General features: G+C 67.1%; 24 protein-coding genes and 1 riboswitch. Of the genes, 14 read left to right on the top strand and 10 right to left on the bottom strand.

Features of this window, described 5'->3' with window-relative positions:
• Positions 1 to 132: 132 nt before the first annotated feature.
• The gene (locus BLP88_RS13085) at positions 133 to 789 is read right to left on the bottom strand and encodes an MBL fold metallo-hydrolase (RefSeq protein WP_074589835.1); all 657 of its coding nucleotides are present in this window, start codon (positions 787 to 789) and stop codon (positions 133 to 135) included.
• Between the two features lie 104 nt (positions 790 to 893).
• On the opposite strand from BLP88_RS13085, the gene BLP88_RS13080 reads away from it, so the two are divergent.
• Positions 894 to 1,367: a Fur family transcriptional regulator gene (locus BLP88_RS13080; RefSeq protein ID WP_074589833.1), complete on the top strand. Its 474-nt coding sequence runs from the start codon at positions 894 to 896 to the stop codon at positions 1,365 to 1,367.
• A gap of 21 nt (positions 1,368 to 1,388) precedes the next feature.
• On the opposite strand, the gene BLP88_RS13075 is transcribed toward BLP88_RS13080, so the two are convergent.
• The 5 genes from BLP88_RS13075 to BLP88_RS13055 all read right to left on the bottom strand — a co-directional run bounded on the left by BLP88_RS13075 (position 1,389) and on the right by BLP88_RS13055 (position 6,735).
• Positions 1,389 to 2,300: a metal ABC transporter permease gene (locus tag BLP88_RS13075; RefSeq protein ID WP_074589832.1), complete on the bottom strand. Its 912-nt coding sequence runs from the start codon at positions 2,298 to 2,300 to the stop codon at positions 1,389 to 1,391.
• Complete coding sequence (locus tag BLP88_RS13070; RefSeq protein WP_074589830.1) at positions 2,300 to 3,103, bottom strand: metal ABC transporter ATP-binding protein; 804 nt, start codon at positions 3,101 to 3,103, stop codon at positions 2,300 to 2,302. Before BLP88_RS13070 ends, BLP88_RS13075 begins: the two co-directional genes overlap by 1 nt.
• A gap of 105 nt (positions 3,104 to 3,208) precedes the next feature.
• Complete coding sequence (locus BLP88_RS13065; RefSeq protein ID WP_074589829.1) at positions 3,209 to 4,168, bottom strand: metal ABC transporter solute-binding protein, Zn/Mn family; 960 nt, start codon at positions 4,166 to 4,168, stop codon at positions 3,209 to 3,211.
• Between the two features lie 141 nt (positions 4,169 to 4,309).
• On the bottom strand, positions 4,310 to 5,380 hold the full coding sequence (locus tag BLP88_RS13060) for a hemolysin family protein (protein WP_074589828.1): 1,071 nt from the start codon (positions 5,378 to 5,380) through the stop codon (positions 4,310 to 4,312).
• Entirely contained in the window at positions 5,377 to 6,735 is a 1,359-nt protein-coding gene (locus tag BLP88_RS13055) for a hemolysin family protein (protein WP_074589827.1), read from the bottom strand. Before BLP88_RS13055 ends, BLP88_RS13060 begins: the two co-directional genes overlap by 4 nt.
• A gap of 497 nt (positions 6,736 to 7,232) precedes the next feature.
• Between BLP88_RS13055 and BLP88_RS13050 the strand changes: the two genes are divergently transcribed.
• The 5 genes from BLP88_RS13050 to BLP88_RS19310 all read left to right on the top strand — a co-directional run bounded on the left by BLP88_RS13050 (position 7,233) and on the right by BLP88_RS19310 (position 13,545).
• A complete protein-coding gene (locus BLP88_RS13050; protein ID WP_074589826.1) occupies positions 7,233 to 11,066 on the top strand; it encodes a multifunctional oxoglutarate decarboxylase/oxoglutarate dehydrogenase thiamine pyrophosphate-binding subunit/dihydrolipoyllysine-residue succinyltransferase subunit in 3,834 nt (1,277 codons plus the stop codon).
• 130 nt (positions 11,067 to 11,196) lie between these two features.
• Positions 11,197 to 11,796, top strand: coding sequence for a GDSL-type esterase/lipase family protein (locus tag BLP88_RS13045; RefSeq protein WP_175453558.1), 600 nt, complete (start codon positions 11,197 to 11,199; stop codon positions 11,794 to 11,796).
• Between the two features lie 94 nt (positions 11,797 to 11,890).
• Positions 11,891 to 12,748, top strand: a complete 858-nt coding sequence (locus BLP88_RS13040; RefSeq protein ID WP_074589823.1) for a DUF4097 family beta strand repeat-containing protein — start codon at positions 11,891 to 11,893, stop codon at positions 12,746 to 12,748.
• Positions 12,748 to 13,362 (top strand): PadR family transcriptional regulator, encoded by a 615-nt coding sequence (locus BLP88_RS13035; RefSeq protein WP_074589822.1) that lies wholly within the window; start codon positions 12,748 to 12,750, stop codon positions 13,360 to 13,362. The genes BLP88_RS13040 and BLP88_RS13035 overlap by 1 nt, the downstream gene beginning before the upstream one ends.
• A 108-nt stretch (positions 13,363 to 13,470) precedes the next feature.
• Positions 13,471 to 13,545 carry a 50S ribosomal protein bL37 gene (locus BLP88_RS19310; RefSeq protein ID WP_369299106.1) on the top strand — a complete coding sequence of 25 codons (75 nt, stop codon included), beginning with the start codon at positions 13,471 to 13,473 and terminating at the stop codon, positions 13,543 to 13,545.
• A gap of 75 nt (positions 13,546 to 13,620) precedes the next feature.
• On the opposite strand, the gene rsrA is transcribed toward BLP88_RS19310, so the two are convergent.
• Positions 13,621 to 13,878, bottom strand: coding sequence for a mycothiol system anti-sigma-R factor (gene rsrA, locus BLP88_RS13030; RefSeq protein ID WP_074589820.1), 258 nt, complete (start codon positions 13,876 to 13,878; stop codon positions 13,621 to 13,623).
• Entirely contained in the window at positions 13,875 to 14,612 is a 738-nt protein-coding gene (locus BLP88_RS13025; RefSeq protein WP_139163390.1) for a sigma-70 family RNA polymerase sigma factor, read from the bottom strand. Before BLP88_RS13025 ends, rsrA begins: the two co-directional genes overlap by 4 nt.
• Before the next feature lie 266 nt (positions 14,613 to 14,878).
• Between BLP88_RS13025 and BLP88_RS13020 the strand changes: the two genes are divergently transcribed.
• From BLP88_RS13020 to BLP88_RS12990, 7 genes are all read left to right on the top strand, one after another.
• Positions 14,879 to 15,394, top strand: a complete 516-nt coding sequence (locus BLP88_RS13020; protein WP_074589816.1) for a DoxX family protein — start codon at positions 14,879 to 14,881, stop codon at positions 15,392 to 15,394.
• Positions 15,395 to 15,401: 7 nt separating this feature from the next.
• Entirely contained in the window at positions 15,402 to 16,763 is a 1,362-nt protein-coding gene (aroA, locus tag BLP88_RS13015; protein ID WP_074589815.1) for a 3-phosphoshikimate 1-carboxyvinyltransferase, read from the top strand.
• Positions 16,764 to 16,765: 2 nt separating this feature from the next.
• Positions 16,766 to 17,881: a ribosome small subunit-dependent GTPase A gene (gene rsgA / locus BLP88_RS13010; protein ID WP_074589813.1), complete on the top strand. Its 1,116-nt coding sequence runs from the start codon at positions 16,766 to 16,768 to the stop codon at positions 17,879 to 17,881.
• Positions 17,882 to 17,936: 55 nt separating this feature from the next.
• Positions 17,937 to 18,749 (top strand): histidinol-phosphatase, encoded by an 813-nt coding sequence (hisN, locus tag BLP88_RS13005; protein ID WP_074589811.1) that lies wholly within the window; start codon positions 17,937 to 17,939, stop codon positions 18,747 to 18,749.
• A 168-nt stretch (positions 18,750 to 18,917) separates the two neighbouring features.
• Positions 18,918 to 19,030: riboswitch (SAM riboswitch) on the top strand.
• A gap of 35 nt (positions 19,031 to 19,065) precedes the next feature.
• Complete coding sequence (locus BLP88_RS13000) at positions 19,066 to 20,469, top strand: aminotransferase class V-fold PLP-dependent enzyme (RefSeq protein ID WP_074589810.1); 1,404 nt, start codon at positions 19,066 to 19,068, stop codon at positions 20,467 to 20,469.
• Between the two features lie 48 nt (positions 20,470 to 20,517).
• A complete protein-coding gene (locus BLP88_RS12995; protein WP_074589808.1) occupies positions 20,518 to 21,315 on the top strand; it encodes a class I SAM-dependent methyltransferase in 798 nt (265 codons plus the stop codon).
• A 43-nt stretch (positions 21,316 to 21,358) separates the two neighbouring features.
• Positions 21,359 to 22,069: a metal-dependent transcriptional regulator gene (locus BLP88_RS12990; protein ID WP_074589807.1), complete on the top strand. Its 711-nt coding sequence runs from the start codon at positions 21,359 to 21,361 to the stop codon at positions 22,067 to 22,069.
• On the opposite strand, the gene BLP88_RS12985 is transcribed toward BLP88_RS12990, so the two are convergent.
• Positions 22,066 to 23,496: an MFS transporter gene (locus BLP88_RS12985; RefSeq protein WP_218871796.1), complete on the bottom strand. Its 1,431-nt coding sequence runs from the start codon at positions 23,494 to 23,496 to the stop codon at positions 22,066 to 22,068. The genes BLP88_RS12990 and BLP88_RS12985 overlap by 4 nt on opposite strands.
• 118 nt (positions 23,497 to 23,614) lie before the next feature.
• Here BLP88_RS12985 and BLP88_RS19235 point away from each other — a divergent pair, with 118 nt between their 5' ends.
• Positions 23,615 to 23,749, top strand: a complete 135-nt coding sequence (locus BLP88_RS19235) for a hypothetical protein (protein WP_257028142.1) — start codon at positions 23,615 to 23,617, stop codon at positions 23,747 to 23,749.
• A gap of 34 nt (positions 23,750 to 23,783) precedes the next feature.
• Here BLP88_RS19235 and BLP88_RS12980 read toward each other — a convergent pair whose 3' ends face one another.
• Positions 23,784 to 24,758, bottom strand: coding sequence for a S1C family serine protease (locus BLP88_RS12980; RefSeq protein ID WP_074590015.1), 975 nt, complete (start codon positions 24,756 to 24,758; stop codon positions 23,784 to 23,786).
• Positions 24,759 to 25,144 lie beyond the last annotated feature (386 nt).

The raw sequence follows: 25,144 nt of genomic DNA, 5'->3' as shown, positions 1-25,144 counted from the left end.
GGGTCGTCCCGCGGGCCCCGACGCGAGCTAAGCGTCGTCCCGCGGGCCCCGACGCGAGCTTGCGAGCGTTGGGAAGGGACTTACGCGGCGTTGGGAAGGGACTTACGTGGCGTTGGGAAGGGACTTACGCGCCTAGACCTCCACGGATTCCCGCGGCGCCAGGCTGGTGTAGGTGGCGCCGTATTTGCCGCCGATCCGGCCGATGTGCCCTTCGACCAGTCCGCGGCCGAGCTCGTTGAGGAGCGCGTCATGGATCGGGTAGGCCTGCGGCGCGCGGACGGCCACCACGAAGTCCACCACCTCGCCCACCTTGGACCACGGCGCGTGCAGCGGCACCAGGAGGGTCTTCACGTCGATGCCGTGCGGGACCACGAAGGAATCGCCGGGGTGGTAGACGTTCTCCTCCACGAGGTAGCCGATGTTCGCCACCACCGGCACCAGCGGGTGAATCAGGGCATGCTGACCGCCGAAGGAGCGCACGGCAAAGCCGCCCGCTTCGAAGGAGGAATCAGGCTCGACGGCGTGTACCCGGCCGCCGTCGTCGCCGGCCTTCCCGGCGAGCTCCGCGGCGAGGCGGGCCGGGGCATGGACCCGCAGTTCCGGGTTGCCGCGCAGCGCCTCCAGCAGCGTCGGGGCGTCCACATGGTCCGGATGCTCATGGGTGATGAGCACGGCATGGGCGCCGGCCAGTGCTTCTTCCGCTTCCGAAAACGTCCCGGGATCGATCACCAGCACGTGCCCCTCCTTCTGGAGCCGGACACAGGAATGGGTGTACTTGGTGAGCTTCATGCAGCAAGGCTAGCGTGCGGGCCCACGGGAGAAACAGGTCTCCGCGCCCGCCCGGCTGGTAATCTTGGTGTCTGCACGACGCCGCCAGCGAAATGAGTCCACGCATGCCTCCCGGCCCCAAAGCCGCCACCCAAGCTCCCGGCACCAGCGGGTCCGACGCCAAGCCAGGGCGGGAGCAGCGGGTCACCAAACAGCGCCTCGCGGTGAGCGCGGCCCTCGACGAACTGGACGATTTCGTCAGCACCCAGGAGCTGTACCGGATGCTCCAGAACCAGGGCATCTCGGTTTCCCTCGCCACCGCCTACCGGATCCTGCAGTCACTCGCCGACGAAGGCCTGGTCGACGTCCTGCGCAACGCCGACGGCGAGGCCGTCTACCGCCGCTGCGCGGTCACCGGCCACCACCATCACCTGCTGTGCCGCAACTGCGGCAAGGCGGTCGAGGTGGAGGCGCCCGCCGTCGAGACCTGGGCCGCACGGACCGCGGCCGAGCACGGCTACACCGAGGTGGCGCACACCGTGGAAATCTTCGGCCTGTGCCCGGAATGCACAGCCAGGAGGGCCGCGGGCGAACTCTGAGCCCCGCCGCGCCACGCAAGCTCAGGCGCCGGCGCTGACCTTCGCCGGTGAACCGCTGACCGCCGGCCGGGTGATCCGGCCGTTGTGGCCGCCCCTGGTCCGCACTTCGCCGATGATCCGGCAGACCACGTAGATCAGGAACGAGAGCGTGGTGACATAAGGGCTGATCGGGATCCGGCTTCCCAGCGCGAGCAGGATGCCGCCGACTGTCGCTGTCATGGCGAAGGCCACGCTAAGCGCCAGCACCACCCGCGGCGACGTACTCACCCGCAGGGCGGCCGCCGCCGGGGTGATCAGCAAGGCGAGGACCAGCAGCGCGCCCACGATCTGGATGGACAGGGCCACGCTGACGCCCAGCAGCACCATGAAGCCGATGGCCAGGCCGCGCACCGGCACGCCGCGCGCTTCGGCCATGTCCGGATCCACGCTCGCGAAGCTCAGTGGCCGCCAGATCAGCCCCAGCAAGATCATGACCACGACGGCGGTCCCGGCCAGGGCCTGCAGCTGGACGGTGTCAACCGAGACGATCTGCCCGGTCAGCAGGCCGAACTTGTTCGCCGCGCGGCCTTCATAGAGCGCCAGGAAGAGGATGCCCAGGCCCAGGCCAAAGGGCATGATGACGCCGATGATCGAGTTCTTGTCCCGGGCCCGCACTCCCATGACCCCCAGGAGCAGGGCCGCGGCGACCGAACCGACCAGGGAGCCGAGGACGATATCCGCGCCGATCAGCAGCGCGAACGCCGCACCGGCGAAGGAGAGTTCGGAAATTCCGTGGACGGCGAAGGCAAGGTCGCGCTTCATGACGAAGGTCCCCACCATACCGCCCAGCAGTCCCAGCACGGCTCCGGCCCAGATGGAGTTCTGCACCAGTTGGAGCAGTTCCCCGTAGTTCTCGAAGTTGAAGATGGTCTGCAGGATCGTTCCGAAATCCATCAGTGGCCCTCCGCCGATCCCGTGTGCGCGTCGTCATGGAAGTGCGTGGTGGCATCCGGCAGGCCGACGACGACGATCCGCCCGTTCGCCCGGATCACCTCGACGTGGCTGTCGTAGAGCTCGGAGAGGACCTCGGTGGTCATCACCTCTTCAGGGGTGCCCACCCGGAACTGGCCGCCGGCGAGGTACAGCACCCGGTCGACGTAGTCGATGACGGGGTTGATCTCGTGCGTCACGAAAACCACGGCGCTGTTCCGTTCGTGGCATTGCTGGTTGATCAGGGCGCTCACGGCGAGCTGGTGGTGCAGGTCCAGGGACAGCAGCGGCTCATCGCACAACAGCACCTGCGGTTCGGAGGCGAGCGCCTGGGCCACGCGCAGGCGCTGCTGCTCGCCGCCGGAAAGTTGTCCCAGCGGCACCTTGGCGTAGTCGCTGGCGCCCACCAGGTCCAGGAGTTCATCGATCCTGCGGTTGACGCTTTTCCCGCTCAGCCTCAGGCCCCAGCGGTGCCCGTCGATGCCCAGTCCCACGAGGTCCCGGGCACGCAGCGGGGTGTCCGGTGCAAAGGACTTCTGCTGCGGGATGTAGCCGATCTGCCGGCTGCCCCGCTCCACGGGGCGCCCGCCCAGTTCCACGTGGCCGGAATGCAATTCCTGCAGCCCCAGCAGGACCTTAAGGAAGCTGGTCTTGCCGCTGCCGTTGGGCCCGAGCACGGCGAAGAATTCACCGGGATTGATCTCGAGGTCCAGGCCTTCCCAGAGCACCCTCTTGCCGAACTTCAGGCTGGCTCCGCGAAGGCTCACAAGCGGTGTCAAAAACTATCCTCTATCCATGCGTTCAAGGCGTTCCATGCGTTGGCCAACGAACGCAAGTCTACTGGGTGATGGGGTCCTGCGGGCCGGGCCGGGCTACTTCAGGGCGCCGGCCAGCGCGTCGGCGTTGCCTTCCATCCATTCCAGGTAGTTCTTGCCGTCCGGGATCGTTTCGGTGAAGTCGACCACCGGAATGCCGGCCGCCGTTGCGGCATCCTTCACGGCTTCGGTCTGCGGGCCTTCCGTCTGTTCGTTGTACGCAAGGAGCTTGACGCCGCCTGCGGCGAAGAGGTCCTTGGTCTCCTTGAGCACCGCGGGGGAAACGTCCGTGTCTTCTTCGATGGCGTCGCTGTATTCCGCCGGGGTCTTGTTCACCAGGCCGGCGGCCTGCAGCAGGTAGACCGGCACCGGCTCGGTGATGGCCACAGGGGTGTTGGCGTGCTTTACCTTCAGGGCGTCGAGTTTGCCGGTGATCCCGGCCAGCGCTGTCTTGAACTTGCCGGCGTTGGCTGTGAATTCCGCGGCGGAGGCGGGGGCCAGGGCACCCAGCCGTGCGGCCACCGCGTCGGCCACCTTCGCCATGGCGGCGGGGTCGTACCAGACGTGTTCGTTGAACGCGCCGTGGTCGTGGTCATGTTCCTCCGCCGAGTGCGAAGCCTCATCCTCATGCGGGGCAAGGCCGGTGGCCTCGACTGCGGTGACGATGTTCGCGTGGTCAAAGCCGGTGTCGTCCGCGAGCTTGTGCAGGAAGCCGTCATAGCCACCGCCGTTTTCCACGAGCAGCTTGGCCTTGGACACGGCCAGTTTGTCCTGGGCGTTCGCCTCGTAGGAGTGCGGGTCCTGGCTGGTCTTGCTGATGATGGCGTCCACGGACACTTTGTCCCCGCCGATGCTCCTGACGATGTCGCCGTAGACATTCGTGGAGGTCACCACCGGGATGGTCCCGGCGGCAGCCGACGACGACGGCGACGTTGCGGCGGGTGCCGAGCATGCGGACAGGAGGATTGCCAGTCCGGCGGAGAGGGCAAGGGAGAGACGGGCGGCTGGGCGGCGCACGGAAACCTCAGATCTATTCAGATGGAGTGGAACTCAAACGGTCTGGCACGAGTCTAACCCTAAATGGGAATGATTCCTATTTAGGGTTTCTTTCCCAGCCCTGGCCCGGGTCCCGGCCGCGGCCGGGACCCGGGAGGAAGATCAGGCGCCGCTGCCCCCGCCGAGGCGCCGGATGCCGGTGGCCTGGGTGGCGTCCCTGATTTCGCCCACGAGCTGCTCGATCACGTCTTCCAGGAAGAGCACGCCGAGGGTGCTTCCCGCGGGGTCCACCACCCGGGCAAGGTGCGAGCCCGTCCGCTGCATGACCGCCAGCGCGTCCTCGATTTCCTCGTCGGGCGAGAGGTTGGCCAGGGAGCGGATCCGGCCTTCCGAAATCGGATGCGACTGCCCCTCCTCGGGAATCGAGAGCACATCCTTGATGTGCAGGTAGCCGGCCAACCCGCCGTCGTCGTCCAGCAAGGGGAAGCGGGAGAATCCGGTGCGGCTGACCGCCTTCTCCAGTTCCCGCGGCGTGGATCCGGGCTTGAGGGTCACCAGCTTGTCCACGGGCACCATGATGTGCGCAGCGGTGTGCGCCGAGAACTCCAGGGCGCCGCTGAGCAGCCCGGAATCGTCGGCCACGAGCCCGTGCCGCGTGGATTCCTGCACGATGGACTGGACTTCCTCGAGGGTGAACGAGGACGTGACCTCGTCCTTCGGCTCGATCCGCATCAGGCGCAGGATATGGTTCGCGCTCCAGTTCAGGCTCCAGATCACCGGCTTCACGAAGCGGGCGATGTGGACCAGCGGCGGAGCCAGCAGCAGGGCCGCCCGGTCAGCCACGGAAACCGAGATGTTCTTCGGAACCATCTCGCCGAACGTCACGTGCAGGAAGGTCACCACAAGCAGCGCAGCCGTGAAGGCTGCCGCGTCTGCCAATTCATGGGGCGTACCGAGCATTTCGAGAGGCTCGGCGAGTAGGTGGTGGATCGCGGGCTCGGCCACCTGCAGGATCAGCAGCGAGCACACCGTGATGCCCAGCTGGGCGCAGGCCAGCATGAGCGACACGTTCTCCATGGCGTGCAGGGTGGTTTTGGCACGCTTGGACCCCGCCTCAGCGAGCGGTTCGATCTGGCTGCGGCGCGCCGACATGACGGCGAACTCGGCACCGACGAAGAAGGCGTTGCCGATCAGCAGGAAGACAAGCCAGAGGATTCCCGTCCAGTCGCTCACGCCGTTGCCCCCTTCACGGTCCGGCCGTCCTGTCCGGTGGCCGCACCAGCCGGATCCTCCGCGGGCGCGGGCCGGAAGCAGATCCGGTCGATCCTGCGGCCATCCATCCTGGTAACGGACAAGGTGCCGCCGCCAGCTTCGACGACGTCGCCCGTCACGGCGATGCGGCCCAGCTGGCTCATGACGTAGCCACCCACGGTTTCGTAGGCCGGGTCGTCCGGCACGCTCAGCCCGGGGATCTGCTCGGTAACCTCATCGGGGCGCAGCAGGCCCGGGAAGTACCAGTCCCCGGAAGCGCTCTGCAGCAGTCCGGGGCGCACCCTGTCGTGCTCATCGGCCACTTCGCCCACGATCTCTTCCACCAGGTCCTCGAGGGTGGCGATCCCGGCGGTGCCGCCGTACTCGTCCAGAACGACGGCGAGCTGCAGGTTGCCCTCCCGAAGTTCGGAAAGCAGTGCATCCAGGTGGATGGTCTCGGGAACCCGGAGCACCTCGGCCATGATCGCGCCGGCCTCAAGGCCTTCGCGCCGTTCCCTGGGGACGGCGACGGCCTTCTTGACGTGCACCACGCCGCGGATGTCGTCGGCGGACTCGCCGATAACCGGGAACCTCGAATACCCGGTCCGGCGGGCTGTTTCGATGATGTCGGAGACCGGCTGCCCGGCGCCGATTGTCTCCATCCTGATGCGGGGCGTCATGACGTCGGCTGCGGTCCGTTCGGCGAAGCGGAGGGTACGGGCCACGAAATTGGCCGTCCCGGCGTCGAGCGTCCCGAGCTCCGCCGAGCGCCGCACCAGGGATGCCAGCTCGGCCGGCGAGCGGGCGCCGGAGATCTCCTCCTTGGCCTCAAGACCGACGAGGTGCAGGACCCGGTTCGAGAAGCCGTTGAGCAGCAGGATGGCGGGCTTGAAGACCGCCGTAAAAATCAGTTGCGGGCGGGCCAGCGCCTTGCCCACCGGGAAGGCCTTTGCGATAGCGAGGTTCTTGGGGACGAGTTCGCCGATCAGCATCGACAGCAAGGTGGCGAACACCATGGCGATGAACAGGGAAACCGAACGGGCCGCGGCCTCCGGCGTGCCGATCAGCAGCAGCGGACCATGCAGCAGTTCACCGACCGACGGCTCCATGACGAAACCTGTCAGCAGGGTGGTCAGGGTAATGCCCAGTTGGCAACTGGAAAGCTGCGTGGACAGGGACTTGAGGCACTTCAGCAGCGGACGCGCCGCGTGGTCGCCGTTTTCGACCGCCCGCTGCACGGACGTCTGGTCAAGCGCCACGAGGGAAAATTCGACGGCGACGAAAAAGCCCGTGCCGAGGATCAGGAGGAGACCGGCGAGGAGCAGGAGCCATTCCATTCAGGCCCCACCGCCGGTTCTTAGCGGGCGCCGGGGAAACCGGCCGGAAGGTGCCGGCGGAGGCTGGTCAGCCGCGGCGGAGGACTGGGACGCGGCGCCGCCGGAGGCGGCAGAGGGCGCGTGATGGGCATGTGTACGGGTATTGCCGGCGCTGTGGAACGCCCGCGGGAGGACAGCCGATTGGCTTCCCCCGCAGCGTCCAGGCCGGCACCTGGAGTTACTGTCCATAAGGGCTCCAGTCTACAGCCCCGCCAACACTCCGCGGCGCTCAATTTGCCGGACCGGTTGGCGGTCCGGCCCTGCCGCGCGGAGCAGCCGGGCCGTCACTTCGTAGCACAGACATGATTTAGGTCACCACTATTGGCAGAGAGGCGCAGACCGTCACTAGACTGGCAAGGGTCTGAGCCCGAGGGACCGGACCCTGGCCCGAGTCGTATTTCCAGGCAATTCCACCGGGCCAGCTGGACATCAACACTCATGGAAGAGGCGTATTTCAAGTGCCAGAGCAGCCAAGCCATCGTCTACCAGAGGAATTTGGCGGAAACGAGTGGCTCGTTGACGAACTGTACGAGCGGTACCAGCAGGACAAGAATTCGGTCGACGCCAAATGGTGGCCTCTCTTCGAATCCTTCAACACCTCTGACGGCACGTCTTCCAACGGAACGTCCGCCGTCCCTGCGAACCCCGCAACCCGAGTCCTTCCTGTCGTAGCACAGGCCCCGGCGCCCGCGGCAACGGCGCCCGCCCCGGCGCCTGAAGCTTCGCCCGCCGCACCGGCCCCGGCCGCAGCCCCTGCTGCAGCCCCGGCCCCTGCTGCAGCTCCGGCAGCCCCCGCAGCGCCTGCCAAGAAGGCACCGGCCACTGTCGCCAAAGACGGCGCGCAGAAGCCGGCTGCCGGGCAGGCCCAGCCCATCCCGGCACAGCTGCCCAAGAGCACCAAGGCCCCCACCCCGCCCGAGGAAGACGTCGTCTCCGTCCTCCGCGGCCCGGCAAAGGCCATCGCCGCCAACATGGTGACAAGCCTGGAAGTGCCGACCGCCACCAGCGTCCGCGCGGTTCCGGCCAAGCTGCTGATCGACAACCGCGTTGTCATCAACTCCAACCTCGCCCGCGCCCGCGGCGGCAAGGTCTCCTTCACGCACATCATCGGCTACGCCGTGGTCCGGGCACTCTCCCAGTTCCCGTCCATGAACGTCTACTACGACGAGGTCGACGGCAAGTCCGTGGCCGTCCAGCCCGCGCACGTCAACTTTGGCATCGCGATCGACATGCCCAAGCCCGACGGCACCCGCCTCCTGATGGTCCCGAACATCAAGAAGGCGGAGACCATGAACTTCGCGGAGTTCTGGCACACCTACGAGGACCTCATCAAGCGTGCCCGCAACGGCAAGCTCACGGCCGACGACCACGCCGGCACCACCGTTTCGCTGACCAACCCCGGCGGCATCGGCACCGTGCACTCCGTCCCCCGCCTTTCCAAGGGCCAGGCGGCAATCATCGGCGTCGGCGCGCTCGACTACCCGGCCGAATGGCAGGGCGCCAGCGAGAAGATCATCGCCCAGAACGCCATCAGCAAGATCCTCACGCTGACCTCCACCTATGACCACCGCGTCATCCAGGGTGCGGGCAGCGGCGAGTTCCTCAAGCTGGTCCACCAGCTGCTGCTGGGCGCCCAGAACTTCTACGACGAGATCTTCGAAGCCCTGCGCATTCCGTACGAGCCCGTCCGATGGAGCCCCGACCTCCAGGTCGACCCCGCCGACGAGATCAACAAGGTTGCCCGCATCCAGCAGCTGATCCACTCCTACCGGGTCCGCGGCCACCTCATGGCCGACACCAACCCGCTCGAGTACGTCCAGCGCAAGCACCCCGACCTTGACGTCCTGACCTACGGCCTGACCCTCTGGGACCTGGACCGCGAATGGCCGACGGGCGGCTTCGGCGGCAAGCCGATGCTGAAGTTCCGCGACATCCTTGGCGTGCTGCGCGATGCCTACTGCCGCACCACGGGCATCGAATACATGCACATCCAGGAGCCCAAGGAACGCCAGTGGTTCCAGGACCAGCTGGAGCACCCGTACTCCAAGCCGAGCCGCGAAGAGCAGCTGCGCATCGTCTCCAAGCTCAACGCTGCCGAGGCGTTCGAAACCTTCCTGCAGACCAAGTTCGTCGGCCAGAAGCGCTTCTCCCTTGAAGGCGGCGAATCCCTGATCCCGCTGCTGGACACGATCATCTCCGACGCCGCCGACGATGGACTCGACGAGGTCGCGATCGGCATGGCCCACCGCGGCCGCCTCAACGTGCTGACCAACATCGCGGGCAAGACCTACGCCCAGGTGTTCCGCGAGTTCGAAGGCACCCAGGACCCGCGCTCCGTGCAGGGTTCCGGTGACGTCAAGTACCACCTCGGCACCGAAGGCACCTTCACCTCGGACAACGGCAAGCAGACCAAGGTCTACCTTGCCGCCAACCCCTCCCATCTGGAGGCCGTGGACTCGGTGCTCGAAGGCATCGTCCGCGCCAAGCAGGACCGCCTGGACCAGGGTGAGACCTTCCCGGTCCTGCCGATCATGGTCCACGGCGACGCCGCGTTCGCCGGCCAGGGTGTGGTTGCCGAAACCCTGAACCTGTCCCAGCTGCGCGGTTACCGCACCGGTGGAACCATCCACATCATCGTGAACAACCAGGTGGGCTTCACCACCGCGCCGTCCTCCTCGCGCTCCTCCACGTACTCCACGGACGTCGCGAAGATGATCCAGGCACCGGTGTTCCACGTGAACGGCGACGACCCCGAGGCCGTGGTTCGCGTGGCCCAGCTGGCCTACGAATTCCGCCAGCGCTTCCACAAGGACGTCATCGTGGACATGGTGTGCTACCGCCGCCGCGGCCACAACGAGGGCGACGACCCCTCGATGACCCAGCCGCTGATGTACAACCTGATCGAGGCGAAGCGCTCGGTCCGCAAGCTGTACACCGAGTCCCTGATCGGCCGTGGCGACATCACCGAGGAAGAAGCAGAGCAGCTGCTCCGCGACTACCAGGAGCGCCTGGAGCGGGTCTTTGCGGAGACCCACGCCGCCCAGACCTCCCCCATCCCGATCATCACCGCCGACTCCGCAGCTGTTTCGGGCATTGAGCGCCCGATCGCACAGCAGGCGGACTCCGGGACGAACTCTCCGGCGTCGACGGCCATCTCCGCCGAGGTGCTGCAGCACATCGGCCGCGCCCACCTTGAAATCCCGGAGGACTTCACGGTCCATTCCAAGCTCAAGCAGCTCCTGGAGAAGCGCGAGCAGATGTCCCGCGAAGGCGGCATCGACTGGGGCTTCGGCGAAATCGCGGCCTTCGGTTCCCTCATCATGGAAGGCGTCCCGGTCCGCCTGGCCGGCCAGGACTCCCGCCGCGGCACCTTCGTGCAGCGGCACGCCGTGTTCCACGACCGCCTCAACGGCAACGAATGGATGCCGCTGGGCAAGCTCAGCGACGACCAGGCAAAGCTGTGGATCTACGACTCCCTGCTGTCCGAATACGCCGCCATGGGCTTTGAATACGGCTACTCCGTGGAACGTCCGGACGCCCTGGTGCTCTGGGAAGCCCAGTTCGGCGACTTCGTCAACGGCGCCCAGACCATCATCGATGAGTTCATCTCCTCGGCCGAGCAGAAGTGGGGCCAGCGTTCCTCGCTCGTGCTCATGCTGCCGCACGGCTACGAGGGCCAGGGTCCGGACCACTCCTCCGCCCGCATCGAGCGCTTCCTGCAGCTGTGCGCCGAGGACAACATGGTGGTCGCCAACCCGACCACCGCCGCCTCGCACTTCCATCTGCTGCGCCGCCAGGCCTACAGCCGGCCGCGGAAGCCGCTCATCATCTTCACCCCGAAGCAGCTGCTTCGCCTGAAGGCCGCGGCATCCGCCGTCGAGGACTTCACTTCGGGCGGCTTCAAGCCGGTTATCGGCGAGCACGAGGCCCTGCAGAACGTGGACCGCGTGCTGCTGGTTTCCGGCCGCCTGTACTACGACCTGCTGTCCAGCCGCCAGAAGTCCGGTGACACTTCGACCGCGATCATCCGTGTGGAGCAGCTGTACCCGCTGCCGCAGGCGGAGATCGAGGCCGAGCTGGCGAAGTACCCGAACGCCGAGGTCGTCTGGGCCCAGGACGAGCCCGCGAACCAGGGTCCGTGGCCGTTCATCGGCCTGAACCTGCCGCAGGCCCTGGACCGCAAGGTCCGCCTGGTGTCCCGCCCGGCGTCGGCCTCCACGGCTGCCGGTTCCATGAAGCGCCACGCCGCCGAGCAGAGCACCCTGCTGAAGCAGGCCTTCGAACGCAAGTAAAACAACATGGGTGCCCGGCCGGAGCTTCGGAAGAGGCCTCCTGCCGGGCACTTCTGTTTAAATGGGTAGACATGCCGGGCAGCGCTTGCCGGCGCACAGCACGGACCGCAACGTTGGTGAAGAGGTAACAGTGGAAGACAGGAAGCTGCGCATCGCGGCTGTAGGAGATGAACTGCTCGCAGGACTCGGCGATCCCCGCGCCCTGGGCTGGCTGGGACGGGTGCTCGCGCGCACGCCCCAGGACGCCGTCGCCGTGGAGAGCTATTCGCTTCCCTGCCCCATGGAAGGCACCGAAGGCCTCGCCGCCCGGTGGCTCGACGAAGCCGGCCGGCGCTTCAGCGACGCCCATGAGAACCGCCTCGTAATCGGCCTGTCCGCCCGCGACATCGAGTTCGGCCTGTCCACCGCGAGGAGCCGACTCAATCTCGCCAACATCCTGGACGGCGCCAGCCAGAACAGCGTGGAGGTATTCGTGGTCGGACCTCCCCCGGGCCTCGACCCGGCGCGCAACCGCCGCCTCGCCGACCTTAACGCCGCGTTCTCCGATGTCACCACGCGCCGCAACCACCACTACGTCGATACCTTCTCGCCCCTGCTGAACCACGAACAGTGGCGTACCGACCTCGCCTCGAACGGCGGCACGCCCGGCCAGGCGGGCTACGGCCTCATGGCGTGGCTGGTGCTGCACCGCGGCTGGTTCCAGTGGCTCCGGATCGCCCAGCCCGAATAAGGTCAGCACCCCTCCCCGAAAACCATTGCGATCCCCGCAATTGCGATATATCGTGACTTCATCAACGCGATATATCGCAATTTCTGGAGGGGTCATGTCAGAACAGAACTGGACCGTCACCGGCCCGCAGACCATAGACGTCGACGGCGTCCGCTCGCTGAGGCTGGGAATCGTCAAGGGCCGCTTCGACATCGTCACGCATGACGAGGCCACGGCCCGCATCGAAGTCTCGGAGATTGCGGGCGATCCGCTGAGCATCACGATCGTCGATGGCCGGCTGGAAATCCGGCACCAGCTTCACGGCGCGCAGGGCTGGTTCCGCAACCTCATGGACACGGTCAGCAACACCAGCAACAACACAGCGGTCATCGGCATCGCCGTTCCGGCGGGAATCACCGTGGAGGCCGGCACCGTCAGCGGCGATGGGATGGTCTCCGGAACCTCCGCCACCACCAGGCTCAACACGGTGTCAGGTTCGGTCTTGTCGGACGGCACCAGCGGCGAGCTGCATGTGAACACCGTCAGCGGCGAAGTCATCGCCCGCGACCACCACGGCGTCATGACCGCCAAGAGCGTATCGGGTGAGGTCACCGCCTCCGGCGATTTCTCCAATGTCCGTGCCAGCACCGTCAGCGGGGACCTCAGCTTCGACCTGCATGGCCACACGCGCGACCTCGCCGCCCACTCGGTGTCCGGCGATGTCACGGTGCGACTTCCGCGGGACATCGGTGCCGATGTCGCCGCTAAATCGGCAAGCGGCGCCGTGGTGATCGACGGGCAGCTCCACAACCATCCGGGCAACAATGTCCAGACGACTGTCGGCCCGACGGAACGGATCACCCTCGTGCGGTGTAATTCGGTATCCGGCAAGACCTACGTCATCCACGGCAGCGCCGCGGCCACCGGGTCTCCGGCCGCGGGCGGGCAGGTGCCTGGCGGGGGCGGGCTCTGATGCCGCCGGTCTTCGCCCACGGCGAGCTCCGGCTCTACCTGCTGGCTCTGCTTGAGACAGGGCCGAAGCACGGCTACGAGATCATCAAGGCCCTTGGCGAACGCTTCGGCGGCACCTACTCCCCCAGCGCCGGAACGGTTTACCCCCGGCTCGGGAAACTGGAGGAGGAAGGCCTGGTGGCCACGGAGAACGACGGGCGCCGCACCAACTACTCGATCACGAAAGCGGGGCTCGCCGAACTGGACAGCCGGCGCGCCGAACTCGCCGAGGTGGAAGCGGGGATCTCGGCCTCGGTCCGGCGCCTGGCGGATGAGCTCAGGGAGGATATCCGCAGCAACATGCGCGGCCTGCGGGCGGACCTGGCTGCCAGCGCCGAGTCGGCCCGGTCCGCGGCTGTGCCGGCGGGAACCGGTCCCCGGACGGGGCGGCATTCACCCGAAAGCATCCGGCTGCTCAAAGAGGCCGAACTCATGGTGCAATCCTTCCGTGACGACATGCGGGTGGAACTGCGCAGGCACGCCGGAGCCGCCCAGTTGACGCCGGTCGCGCTGGAAACCGTGCGCACCGTCCTTGACCAGGCACGGATAGCGATCAGGAACTCCATGCGGTCCTGAGAGGCGCCCTGACCGGACCGTCTGTGCCTGCCGGTTCGCCGCCCGGCCCCCGCATGTGGGAGACTGGAGGGCAGCTTTGTTGAATACAAGAAACGAAGGAGGCCGGCTATGAGCAAGCGTGCACGCAAGCGTCGTGACCGTAAGCGCGGCGGCGCAAACCACGGCAAGCGTCCCAACACCTGAGTTGTTGGAGCAAACATGGAAGGGCCCCGGAAACCTGATGGTTTCCGGGGCCCTTCCATGTGAGGACGCCTTTGATCAGACTTCGGCCGAATTCATCGAATGGATCCGGTCCAGGATGGAATTCTTGAGGTTCTCCGGGGCGAATTCGGTGCAGGAACGCTTTACCACCGTCCGGATGACGCATTCGAGGTCGTATTCCTCGGTGCACTCCGGGCATTCCTGCAGGTGCTGCTTGATCTCGGCGATGTCCTCGCGGGTCAGCGCACCGTCAAGGTATTCATAGATGCGCTGCATCCGCGCATCATCGCAGTCGCCCAGTCCTTGGCAGCTCATTTCCTTTTCTCCTGTGTCTTGCTTGCGGCGGCGTCCCCGGCGGGGGTGTCCGTGGCGCCCCTGATTCCCCGTTCCGCGGCGTAGTCAGCCAGCAGTTCCCGCAGCATTTTCCTGCCGCGGTGAAGCCGGGACATGACCGTACCGATGGGGGTGTTCATGATGTCCGAAATTTCCTTGTAGGCGAAGCCTTCGACGTCCGCGAAGTACACGGCCAGCCGGAATTCCTCCGGGATGGTCTGCAGTGCACGTTTCACATCGGAATCGGGAAGATGATCCAGCGCTTCTGCTTCCGCCGAACGCAGCCCCGTCGAGGTGTGCGATTCGGCGCGGGCCAGCTGCCAGTCCTCGATCGTGTCCGAGTTCGACTGCAGCGGTTCACGCTGCCGCTTCCGGTACAGGTTGATGTAGGTGTTCGTCAGGATGCGGTACAGCCACGCCTTGAGGTTGGTCCCGGGGTTGTACTGGTGGAACGCCGAAAACGCCTTGGTGTAGGCCTCCTGGACCAGGTCCTCCGCGTCCGAAGGGTTCCGGGCCATGCGCATCGCAGCCGAATAGAGCTGGTCGACATACTGCATGGCGTCCCGTTCGAAGCGGGCCCGCCGCTGTTCGGGCGTTTCGCTTGCGACGTCAATGGCGACGTCGGGGCCGGACTCTTCAGCGGCGCCCTGCAAACCCGTTTGAGGCTGCTCCGCTGCTTCGTACATGGCCGCTGCGGCCGGGTCCAAGGTGCTCATTGCGTTCAAGTCTACTGTCACCCGGCGCGCACCTTTCTCCGGCTCCCGCAACGGTGCCGGCACTTCCTGACGGTCTTTCACCAAGCTCAAGAAAGCGGCTCCTTCCACTTGATACTGGCTTCGCAGGCCGCGGCGCGCGGACTTCCCCGCGCGCTGCCGCGCCTTCTTCTCACAACCAGAGCCCCCGGGCAAATATTCCGCAAAGATGCAAGACTAGAGGCGACTGCACCCTTGACCGTTGTGGCAAGCCATTCAGGAGGCAAGACATGTCCCTCATCCGTTTTCCCGCCCGGCCAATGCTGGCCTCGAGCTTCGTGGTTTCCGGACTCGACAAGCTCAAGAACACGGACGACACTGCCAGGCAGCTCTCCCCGCTCCTGCGCCGGGCATCGGATTCCCTGCCCTTCCCGGCCGACGAGAAGCTCATCGCCCGCGTGATAGGCGGCACCCAACTGGGCGCCGGAGCCCTGCTCGCACTGGGCAAGCTGCCCCGTTTCTCCGCCGGCCTCCTCGCCCTCATCTCGGGCCTGAACACCTTCGTCGAGTGGCGCTCGGCGGACATCAGCACCAAGGAGGGCCGGCTGGAACGCCGCGCCCAGCTGCTGAAGAATATTTCGCTGACCGGCGGGGCGCTGCTCGCCGCCGTCGACACCGCAGGCAAGCCGAGCCTCGCTTGGCGTGCCGAGCACCTCGCCATGGACGCCCGCAAGGCCGGCGGCAAGCAGCTGAAGAAGGCGGACCGCGCCGTCCGCAAAGCAGTAGACAAAACAGTTGGAGCATAAAGAACGCATGACCGGCACCACGGAAGCCACCACCGCCGCACCTCTCTGGGACGCACCTTTCGCGCACCGGCCCGTTGACGCCACCGTCACCGTTCCGGGTTCCAAGTCCCTCACCAACCGGTACCTCGTCCTCGCCGCACTGGCCGACGGTCCGTCCCGGCTTCGCGCTCCCCTGCATTCCCGGGACTCCGCCCTGATGATCGAGGCACTCCGGCAGCTGGGGGCCACCGTCACGGAAGTAGCCGGCGACGGCAGCTACGGTCCGGACCTGCTGATCGAGCCGATCGATCCCGCCGCCCCGGCCTCCGACTGCGCCATCGACTGCGGGCTCGCCGGCACCGTGATGCGCTTCGTGCCTCCGCTCGCTGCCCTGCGCAACGGTTCCTCGGCGTTCGACGGCGACCCGCACGCCCGCAACCGCCCCATGAACACGATCATCGAGGCACTCTCGGCGCTCGGCGTCGGGATTTCCGGGCCGGACGGCGGCCCGGCGTCGTCGCTTCCCTTCACCGTTGACGGCACCGGTTCGGTTCGCGGCGGCCACCTGGTGATCGACGCCAGTGCCTCATCCCAGTTCGTCTCCGCACTGCTGTTGGTGGGCGCACGGTTCAGCGAGGGCCTGCACCTGGAGCACATCGGCAAGCCGGTGCCCAGCCTGGACCACATCAACATGACCATCGCCGTGCTGCGCGGCGTGGGGGTCGCCGTCGACGACTCCGTGCCCAACCACTGGGTGGTCTCCCCCGGCACCATCCGGGCCTTCGATGAACGGATCGAGCAGGACCTCTCCAACGCCGGTCCGTTCCTGGCGGCTGCCCTCGCAACCCGCGGCACCGTCCGGATTCCCAACTGGCCCGCCGACACCACCCAGGTAGGCGACCTCTGGCGGCAGATCCTGCAGACCATGGGCGCCACCGTCAGCCTCGAAGGCGGCACGCTCACCGTGACCGGCGGGCCCGAAATCAAGGGAGCGGAGTTCGATGAAACCAGCGAACTCGCGCCCACGGTGGCGGCACTCTGCGCGCTGGCCGCCGGCCCGTCGCGGCTCACCGGCATCGCCCACCTGCGCGGGCACGAAACGGACCGGCTGGCCGCCCTCGTGGCGGAGATCAACCGGCTCGGCGGCGACGCCGAGGAAACCAGCGACGGCCTGGTGATCCGGCCCGCCAAGCTGCACGGCGGCGTCGTGCACAGCTATGCCGACCACCGCATGGCGACTGCCGGCGCCATCCTGGGCCTCGCCGTCGAAGGCGTGCGGGTGGAGGACATCGCCACCACGTCCAAGACCATGCCGGAGTTCCCGCAGATCTGGACGGCCATGCTCGAACAGGACAGCGGCGGCCGCGAAACGACGGCGGCCGGTCACTGACGATGGGACGCTCCGCACGGTCCTGGGATGAATCCGACGTCCGGATCCGGCCGAACAAGAAAGGTTCCCGGCCCCGCACCAAGGACCGCCCCAGCCACGAGGACGCCGTACTCGGCCGGATCATCACGGTGGACCGCGGACGCTACACCGCCGTGGTGGCCGAGGACACCGCCGAAGAACGCATTGTCGTGGCAGCCCGCGCCCGGGAACTGCGCCGCACCCCCGTGGTGCCGGGCGACTTCGTCGCACTCGTGGGCGATGTGTCCGGGGCCCCGGACACCCTGGCGCGCCTGGTCCGGGTCGAGGAACGCAAAACCGTGCTGCGGCGCAGCGCCGATGACACCGATCCCGTGGAACGGGTGGTGGTGGCCAATGCCGACCAGCTGGTGATCGTCGTCGCGGCAGCCAACCCGGAGCCGCGCACCGGATTCATCGACCGCGCCCTGGTGGCAGCGTACGACGCCGGCATCGAGCCGCTGCTGCTCGTCACCAAGGCTGACGTCAAGGACCCTGCGCAGCTGCTCGCCAACTACCTCAGCCTCGACTTCCCGGTGATCATCAGCCGCACGGCCGACGCCGAGGCGTCCGGGATCGATGCCCGGAGCGACGACGGCCTGTCCGCCCGGCTCGACGGCGGCGCCGTCGAGCGCCTGCGCGAGTACCTCGACGGCAAGGTCACCGTGCTGCTGGGGCACTCCGGCGTTGGGAAATCCACCATGGTGAACGCCCTCACCGGCGCCGAACGCGCCACCGGCGGCGTCAACGCCGTCACCGGCCGAGGCCGCCACACATCCTCATCCGCCCTCGCCCTGCGGCTGGACGAGGCGCCCGCCGGGAGCTGGATCATTGACACCCCCGGCATCCGCTCGTTCGGCCTCGCGCTCGTGGACCCGGACCGGATCATGCACGCGTTCCCGGACCTCGAACCGGGTACCGAATCCTGTGAGCGCGGCTGCAAGCACGATGCAAACGCCGTCCGCTGCGGACTCGACGACTGGGTTGCCTCGGGTTCGGCCGGGGAAGCGGGCCCGGCCCGCCTCGCCTCGCTGCGCCGCCTCCTGGGCGCGGATCCGCGCCAGGAGGCCAAGGAAACCAAGGAACTGGGCACCGTCATCTGACGGCGCATGCCACGTGGTCCGCTGGCGGGCAGTGTTTTGCCGGTAGTTTGGAATCATGACCCAAGCCGATCCGAACTACAACGACGACCTCCGCCTTGCCCACGTGCTGGCAGACTCCGTCGATGCCCTGACCATGGAGCGATTCAAGGCCCTGGACCTGCAGGTCGAGTCCAAGCCTGACCTGACCCCCGTGACCGACGCCGACCGCGCCGCCGAGGAAGCCATCCGTGGCCAACTGTCCCGTTCCCGTCCCCGGGACGCCGTGCTGGGCGAGGAATTCGGCAGCACCGGGCACGGTGCCCGGCGCTGGATCATCGACCCGATCGACGGAACCAAGAACTTCGTCCGCGGCGTTCCCGTCTGGGCCACGCTGATCGCCCTCGTCGACGGCGACGAGGTGGTGGTCGGCGTCGTCAGCGCCCCGGCCCTGGGCAGGCGCTGGTGGGCTGTGAAGGGCGGCGGCGCCTACACCGGCCGCTCCCTGGCCTCCGCGACCCGGCTGAAAGTCAGCAACGTCTCCCGGCTGTCCGACGCGTCCCTGTCCTACTCTGAAATCTCGGAATGGAAGAAGCAGGGCTCGCTCGATTCCTTCCTGGACCTCGAAGACGCTGTCTGGCGCAGCCGGGCCTACGGCGATTTCTGGTCCTACTGCCTGGTCGCCGAAGGCGCGGTGGACATCGCCGCCGAACCGGAGCTTGAGCTCTACGACATGGCGGCGCTGGTGCCGATCGTGACTGAGGCCGGCGGCCGTTTCACGTCCCTGGACGGCAAGGACGGCCCTTTCGGCGGGAATGCCGTGGCCAGCAACTCGATCCTGCACTCCGAGGCGCTCAGGAAGCTCAACCCCTCCCTCGACGACCTCCTCTGATCCTGCGCCCCGGAGCTCCGGCGAAGAATCATCGGCAGGTGTCCCCGGCGCGGGGCACCTGCCGATTTTTGTTCGGCAAAGCAGCCCGAATCCGCCGATCGTAACAATCGGCTTAACAAAGTCCTCCGGCTTTGGCGCCTCGCGTATGGTGTCTTAGTCTCAAAGACAGGTCACGAGTGCCAGCGTGAAACCCCGGTTTGCTGGCCGGCAACCCTCCATCGCGGCGGGGTGCCCCGGGTGACGACCCGGCCGGTCCGGAACGGATGCGGCAAGCGCGGATCCCCTGCATGCAGGGTTCCCTTGAATGAGGACTCCCATGAGCACTGCCACTTTCACTTCGCCCGAACTCCGTCACGACGACTCCCTGCTGTCTCCAGCTGCCCGCCCGTTGGCCGCGGTCACCGGCGCCGAACTGCAGGCCCCGCTCATCCAGGGCGGACACGTGCGCTACGCAAACCTCGACTACGGCGCCTCCGCCCCGGCCCTGACCGTGGTGTCCGCCTACCTCAACGAGGTCCTGCCCTACTACGCCAGCGTCCACCGCGGCGCCGGCTACGCCTCCCAGATCAGCACCTCGGTCTACGAGAACGCCCGCAACATCGTGCGGGACTTCGTGGGCGGCCGCGCGGAAGACACCGTGATCTTCACCCGCAACACCACGGACTCGCTGAACCTGTTGGCCGGCTGCCTGCCCGTCGTAGACGGACACCCTGCCGGCGAAGTGCTGTACCTGGACATCGAGCACCACGCCAACCTGCTTCCCTGGCAGCACGTGCCGCACCGCAGCATCGTGGCGGCACCCACCCTGGCGGAAACCATCGCCAACGTCCGCGAAGCCCTCGCCCAGGGCGGCGTCAGCCTTCTCGCCGTCACTGGCGCCTCCAACGTCACCGGTGAAATCCTGCCGGTCAAGGAACTCACCGCACTCGCCCACCAGTACGGCGCGCGCATCGTGGTCGACGCCGCCCAGCTCGCCCCGCACCGCAGTGTCGATATCGCGGCGGCGGACATCGACTACCTCGTCTTCTCCGGGCACAAGCTCTACGCGCCGTTCGGCGCCGGCGTCCTGGTGGGCCGCCCCGACTGGCTCGACGCCGGCACCCCGCACCTCGCCGGTGGGGGCGCCGTACGCGAAGCCCGCCTCGATTCCGTCACGTGGGCCACCGGTCCGGCCCGCCACGAAGGCGGCTCCCCGAACGTGCTTGGCGCAGCCACGCTGGCCAGGGCCACCCAGGTCATCGCGGAACTGGACCAGGACGAGTGGCACGCCCACGAGTCCGCGATCCGCACCCACCTGGTGGAGGGCCTCAAAGGGATCGAGGGCGTCACCGTCCACCAGATCTTCAGCGACACCGACCCGGCCGACACCATCGGCGTGGTGAACTTCTCCCTCGAGGGCTACGACGCCGGCCTGGTCGCCGCCTACCTCGCCGCCGAACACGGCATCGGCCTGCGCGACGGACGTTTCTGCGCCCACCCGCTGCTCAAGCGGCTCGGCCTCCCCTCCGGTTCCCTGCGCGCCAGCTTCGGCCTGGGTTCCCGGCTCGAGGACGCCACCCGCCTGATCGCCGGAATCAAGGCGCTCAAGATCGAGGGCCTCGGCTGGGACTACGTCGTCGACTCCGGCCGCTGGGTTCCGGCCAACGACCACCGTACGTACCCGCACTGGGCACCGAACACCCCCGGAACGGCGGGCGCAGCGCCCTGCAGCACAGACTGAGTGCGGTAGATTCGTAGGGTACTTCAGGACCCTACGAGGAGTGGACGCGTGGCTTTGCGATCCGGTGGACACCGCGGACCGGGACTCCCTGGAATCCATGGTCCCAAGCTGACCAGGAACCGGCGGCACGAACTCGGGTCGAGCTTCCAGGACGGCGGCGAGCATTACCACCGCGTGCGGCCGGGCTACCCCGCCGATTCCGCCGAATGGCTGGTGCCCGCGGGCGCCAGGACCGCCGCGGACATCGGCGCCGGCACCGGAAAATTCACGGCCCTCCTGCTGGAGCGCGGCCTGCAGACTGCCGCCGTCGATCCCTCCGAAGACATGCTCGCGCAGCTCCGGAAGGATTACCCCGCTGCAACGGCGCTCCTCGGCACGGCAGAAGCAACAGGGCTGGCGGACTCAGCATTCGACGTCGTCAGCGTTGCCCAGGCCTGGCACTGGTGCGACCCGCTCCTGGCCAGCACCGAACTGGCCCGCATCCTGGGTCCCGGCGGAATACTCGGCCTGGTGTGGAACCAGCTGGACACCTCGGTCCCCTGGGTACACAGGCTCTCGCGCATCATGCATGCCGGCGACGTCCACAAAGCGGACTTCCGGCCCGTGGTGGGACCAGAGTTCGCCGGCCTGGAAAGCCATTTGAGCCCGTGGGAAGATCCGCTGTACCCGGAAGACATCATGGAACTGACGAAGTCCCGCAGCTACTACCTGCGGGCGAACGAGGCCACCCGGGCGAAGGTCATCGCCAACCTCCAGTGGTATCTGTTTGAGCACCTGGGCCACGGACCGTCCGACATCATCCGGCTGCCCTACGTGACGCAGAGCTGGCGGGCCCGGAAAGCCTGAGCCCGCAAATTTCCAGGCGGGCCGTTCACGGTAGGCTTGGAACGTGAAGACCGGTACGCCCTCATCCTCGATCGAGGACTACGTCAAGGTCATCTACTCGTTTACCGAGTGGCAGGACAAACCCATCACGTCCTCTCAGCTCGCCCAGCGGCTGGGCGTGGCCAACTCCTCGGTTTCGGAGATGGTCCGCAAGCTCAAGGACCAGGGGCTGGTGGACCACCAGCCCTACAGCGCCATCACTCTGACTCCGGAAGGAATGCGGCTCGCCCTGGCCATGGTCCGCCGCCACCGCCTGATCGAGAGCTATTTGGTGACGGAGCTTGGCTACAGCTGGGACGAAGTCCACGACGAAGCGGAACTTCTCGAACACGCCGTCTCCGATACTTTCATCGAACGCATGGCCCAGAAGCTGGGCGACCCCGCACGCGATCCCCACGGCGACCCCATCCCTGCCGCGGACGGCACCGTCGCTCTGCCCCATGCCCACCGGATGGTTGAACTCGACAAGGGGCATTCCGGGCGGATCACCCGGATCAGCGACGAAAACCCGGAACTGCTGCGCTACCTCGCGGCAGAGGAAATCGACCTGGACGCCAGCGTGGAGGTGGTGGGCCGCAAACCGTTCGGCGGGGCCCTGGTGGTGAAGATCGGCAGCGGGGATTCCAGCCGCGAATACGACCTCGCCGACGAGGTCGCCTCGGCACTCTGGGTCGCCTCGGAGTCGACCCACGAAGGCTGCACCCTCGCCGACTAAAGTTCCGGGCTGCCGCCCCCGGCCTGCTGTTCGTCCGCCTGCGGCACGGATTCCAGCTCCGGATTGCGGATCCCGACGGCGGACGCGGCCGCCCCGATCATGAGCAGGACCGCGGTGACCACGGCGCCCTGGTGGAGGCCCGCCGTCGTCAGCACCGGGCCGGTGATGATCCCGGCGAAGGCGATGCAGATCAGGCCGGCGATGCGGGCCACCGCGTTGTTGATCGCCGAACCGATGCCCGCCTGATCGGGCGGAACCGCGCCGAGGATGGCGGCGGTCAGCGGCGCCACCGTCACGGCCAGCCCGACGCCGAAGACGATCTGGCCCGGCAGCACCTGGGTCCAGTAGTTCAGGGTTTCCTGCACCGTGAGCAGCAGCAGGAAACCGATGCCGCACAACACCGGGCCGAAGGTCATGAACCAGCGGGGCCCGTATGTGCCGGCGAGCCCGCCGAAGTAGCTGGAGGCCAGCATCAGGATCACGGTGGAAGGAAGCAGTGCTATGCCCGCCGTCGTCGCTGTCATCCCGCCCACCTGCTGCAGGTAGATTCCCAGGAGGAAGAAGCCCAGGGAGAAGGCGGCATAAATGGCCAGCGTGGCGATGTTTCCCCAGCCGAAGTTCCTGATCGCGAAGAGCCGCAGCAGCAGCATCGGGGTCGGGGTCCGGGCCTCGTGGGCCAGGAACAGCAGCAGCGCCACCACCCCTGCGGCGAGCGGCAGCCACACGAACGGACTGTTCCAGCCCAGGTGCCCCTGCTCGATGAACGCATAGACCGGGCCGCCGAGCCCCACGATGGCCAGCAGCGCGCCAAGATAGTCGATCCGTCCGGCCGCGGGGTCCCTGCTGTCGTCCGGCCGCAGCCTCAGGACCAGCGGCCAGACGATGGCCAGCGGGACAACGTTGGCAAAGAAGAAGAAACGCCAGGACAGGTAGTCCACCGAGAGGCCGCCCACTAGGGGCGCAACGATGGCGGCGGCGCTGGTCCACCCCGACCACTGGCCGATGGCCCGGGATTGTGCCGGGCCGCTGAAGAAATTCACGATGAGCGCCAGCGAACTCGGAACCACCAGTGCACCGGCGACGCCCTGCAGGGCACGGGCAACCACCAGGACTTCACCCGACCAGGCCAGGCCACACAGCACCGAGGTCACGGCAAAGCCGCCCAGCCCCCATTCCAGGACCCGCACCCTGCCGAAGTGGTCGGACAACGAGCCCGCCACGAGGATCAGGCCGCCGAGCGTGAGCAGGTACGCGTCCACCACCCACTGCTGGATGACCAGCCCGCCGCCCAGTTCTCGGCCGATCGCGGGCAAGGCCAGATTCACCACGAAAGTGTCCAGGAAGGCGATGAACGAAGCAACAACGGCCACCACCAGCACGCGCTTCTGCAGCGGGGTCGCCGGAGGGAGCGCGGCCGTGTCGTTCATGTGCACAGCCTACGCCCGGGCACTGGCCTTGTATCCAGCCGAAAGGGGCGTAGTTTACAAAGTAGGGGCCGATGGTCTCCAGAGGCGGCCCCTCCGGTATCCGGCATAGGAGCACGTCATGCCTGACAAGTCACCACACCAGCACGAGATGAAGAAGAGCGGCAAGTCCATTAAGCAGAAGCGGGCCATCAAGCGCGCCAAGCACGATTCCGGGACCGATAGCGACCCCGTGGCGCATCTCAAGCGGAAGTAGCGGTGTCCGGGGCAAATGCCCCGGACACTTCTGTTCAGCCCTGGCGCTCCATCGCCTCGTCGAGTTCCTCCGGCACGGCGACCAGGCCAAGTACTTTGCCGTCGCGCAGCACGGACATCCTGAACGGTTCACCGAGGGCCTGCGCAAAAAGCAGCTTCTGGAGGCTTTCCGCGCTCGTGAGGGCCCGGTCCTGTGCGCTGAGCACCAGGTCCCCCGGCTGAAGTCCGGCACGCTCGGCCGGCGACCCCGTGATGACTTCGACGATCCGTAGCCCTTCCTTGAATCCGGTCCGGACCACCGCCGCCACGTCGAGAGGGACGGGAGTGGTGACCAGGCCCAGGTAGGCACGGACAACCCGGCCGTCCCGCAGCAGCGCCGCGATGATCCGGCGGGTGGTGCCGTTGATCGGCACTGCCAGGCCGAGGCCGGCGCCTGCGACCGCGGTGTTGATGCCGACCACCCGGCCCTTGGTGTCCGCGAGGGCCCCGCCGGAGTTCCCCGGATTCAGCGAGGCGTCGGTCTGGATGACGTCTTCAATCAGCCGGGTGTGGCGGCCGGAGCGGACCGGGATGGCCCGGCCCAGGCCGCTCACGACACCGGCCGTCACCGATCCGGACAAGCCCAAGGGATTCCCGACGGCGACCACCAACTGGCCCACCTTCAGCGTTTCCGCATTGCCGAGCACGGCCGGGGGCGGGGCCTGCCGGGCACGAAGCACCGCGAGGTCCGACAGCGGGTCGGCACCAACAAGCTCCACCTCGCTGTGCCTTCCGTCGGCGAACAGGGCCCGCCCGCTGCTCAATCCCGCCACCACGTGCGCGTTCGTGAGAAGGTAACCGTCCTCGGTGAACACCACCGCCGAACCGGCGCCGCGCCTGATGAATCCGTTGCGCCGTGCGCTGCTCATCTCCAGCGCCGCGACATGGGCGGTGACGCTTTCGGCCACCCCCGTGACGATCAGCGAGTACGCATCCAGTGCGTCGCCGTCGTCCGTTCTTTCGCTGTCCATCGTTCTTTCGCTGTCCACCGCCGCCTCCTTGCAGATCTACCTGCTTCAACGCACGCGGCGGCGGCAGTACTCCGCAAGCCGCTACGCCGTGGGTGAACCTTCTCCGGGCGCCGAATTCCAGTGCTGCGAAGGCACAAAAAAGGCCCCTGTTCCAGGGGCCTTGATTTTGTGGAGATGGGGGTGTGTGATTTCAGGACATCGTTTACACCTGTGGCGGGACATCGTTGACGGGTGATAGTTGACTGCTGTGGCGGGACATCGTTGACGGTCTCGGCATGTCGCGGGACATAGACGACAGCTGGCCTGATGGGCTGGGCCATGTCGAAGAACAAGGTCATCGTCCTGGCCGTACTCGAGGGCGGAATGTCGAAATCCGAGGCTGCCCG

Source organism: Arthrobacter cupressi, from assembly GCF_900099975.1.
Classification (GTDB): Bacteria; Actinomycetota; Actinomycetes; order Actinomycetales; family Micrococcaceae; genus Arthrobacter; species Arthrobacter cupressi.
This window is presented reverse-complemented; position numbering and strand designations above follow the sequence as displayed.

Bases quoted from the DNA above. Each gene is read 5' to 3' on its own strand.
- BLP88_RS19235 (WP_257028142.1), top strand. From the start codon at position 23,615: ATGCCTGACAAGTCACCACACCAGCACGAGATGAAGAAGAGCGGCAAG.
- BLP88_RS13075 (WP_074589832.1), bottom strand. From the start codon at position 2,300: ATGGATTTCGGAACGATCCTGCAGACCATCTTCAACTTCGAGAACTAC.
- rsrA (WP_074589820.1), bottom strand. From the start codon at position 13,878: ATGAGCTGCCAAGGACTGGGCGACTGCGATGATGCGCGGATGCAGCGC.
- BLP88_RS13035 (WP_074589822.1), top strand. From the start codon at position 12,748: ATGCCGCCGGTCTTCGCCCACGGCGAGCTCCGGCTCTACCTGCTGGCT.
- BLP88_RS13085 (WP_074589835.1), bottom strand. From the start codon at position 789: ATGAAGCTCACCAAGTACACCCATTCCTGTGTCCGGCTCCAGAAGGAG.
- hisN (WP_074589811.1), top strand. From the start codon at position 17,937: ATGACCCAAGCCGATCCGAACTACAACGACGACCTCCGCCTTGCCCAC.
- BLP88_RS13000 (WP_074589810.1), top strand. From the start codon at position 19,066: ATGAGCACTGCCACTTTCACTTCGCCCGAACTCCGTCACGACGACTCC.
- BLP88_RS13080 (WP_074589833.1), top strand. From the start codon at position 894: ATGCCTCCCGGCCCCAAAGCCGCCACCCAAGCTCCCGGCACCAGCGGG.
- aroA (WP_074589815.1), top strand. From the start codon at position 15,402: ATGACCGGCACCACGGAAGCCACCACCGCCGCACCTCTCTGGGACGCA.
- BLP88_RS13025 (WP_139163390.1), bottom strand. From the start codon at position 14,612: ATGAGCACCTTGGACCCGGCCGCAGCGGCCATGTACGAAGCAGCGGAG.
- BLP88_RS13020 (WP_074589816.1), top strand. From the start codon at position 14,879: ATGTCCCTCATCCGTTTTCCCGCCCGGCCAATGCTGGCCTCGAGCTTC.
- BLP88_RS13040 (WP_074589823.1), top strand. From the start codon at position 11,891: ATGTCAGAACAGAACTGGACCGTCACCGGCCCGCAGACCATAGACGTC.
- rsgA (WP_074589813.1), top strand. From the start codon at position 16,766: ATGGGACGCTCCGCACGGTCCTGGGATGAATCCGACGTCCGGATCCGG.
- BLP88_RS12985 (WP_218871796.1), bottom strand. From the start codon at position 23,496: ATGAACGACACGGCCGCGCTCCCTCCGGCGACCCCGCTGCAGAAGCGC.
- BLP88_RS13055 (WP_074589827.1), bottom strand. From the start codon at position 6,735: ATGGAATGGCTCCTGCTCCTCGCCGGTCTCCTCCTGATCCTCGGCACG.
- BLP88_RS12980 (WP_074590015.1), bottom strand. From the start codon at position 24,758: ATGGACAGCGAAAGAACGGACGACGGCGACGCACTGGATGCGTACTCG.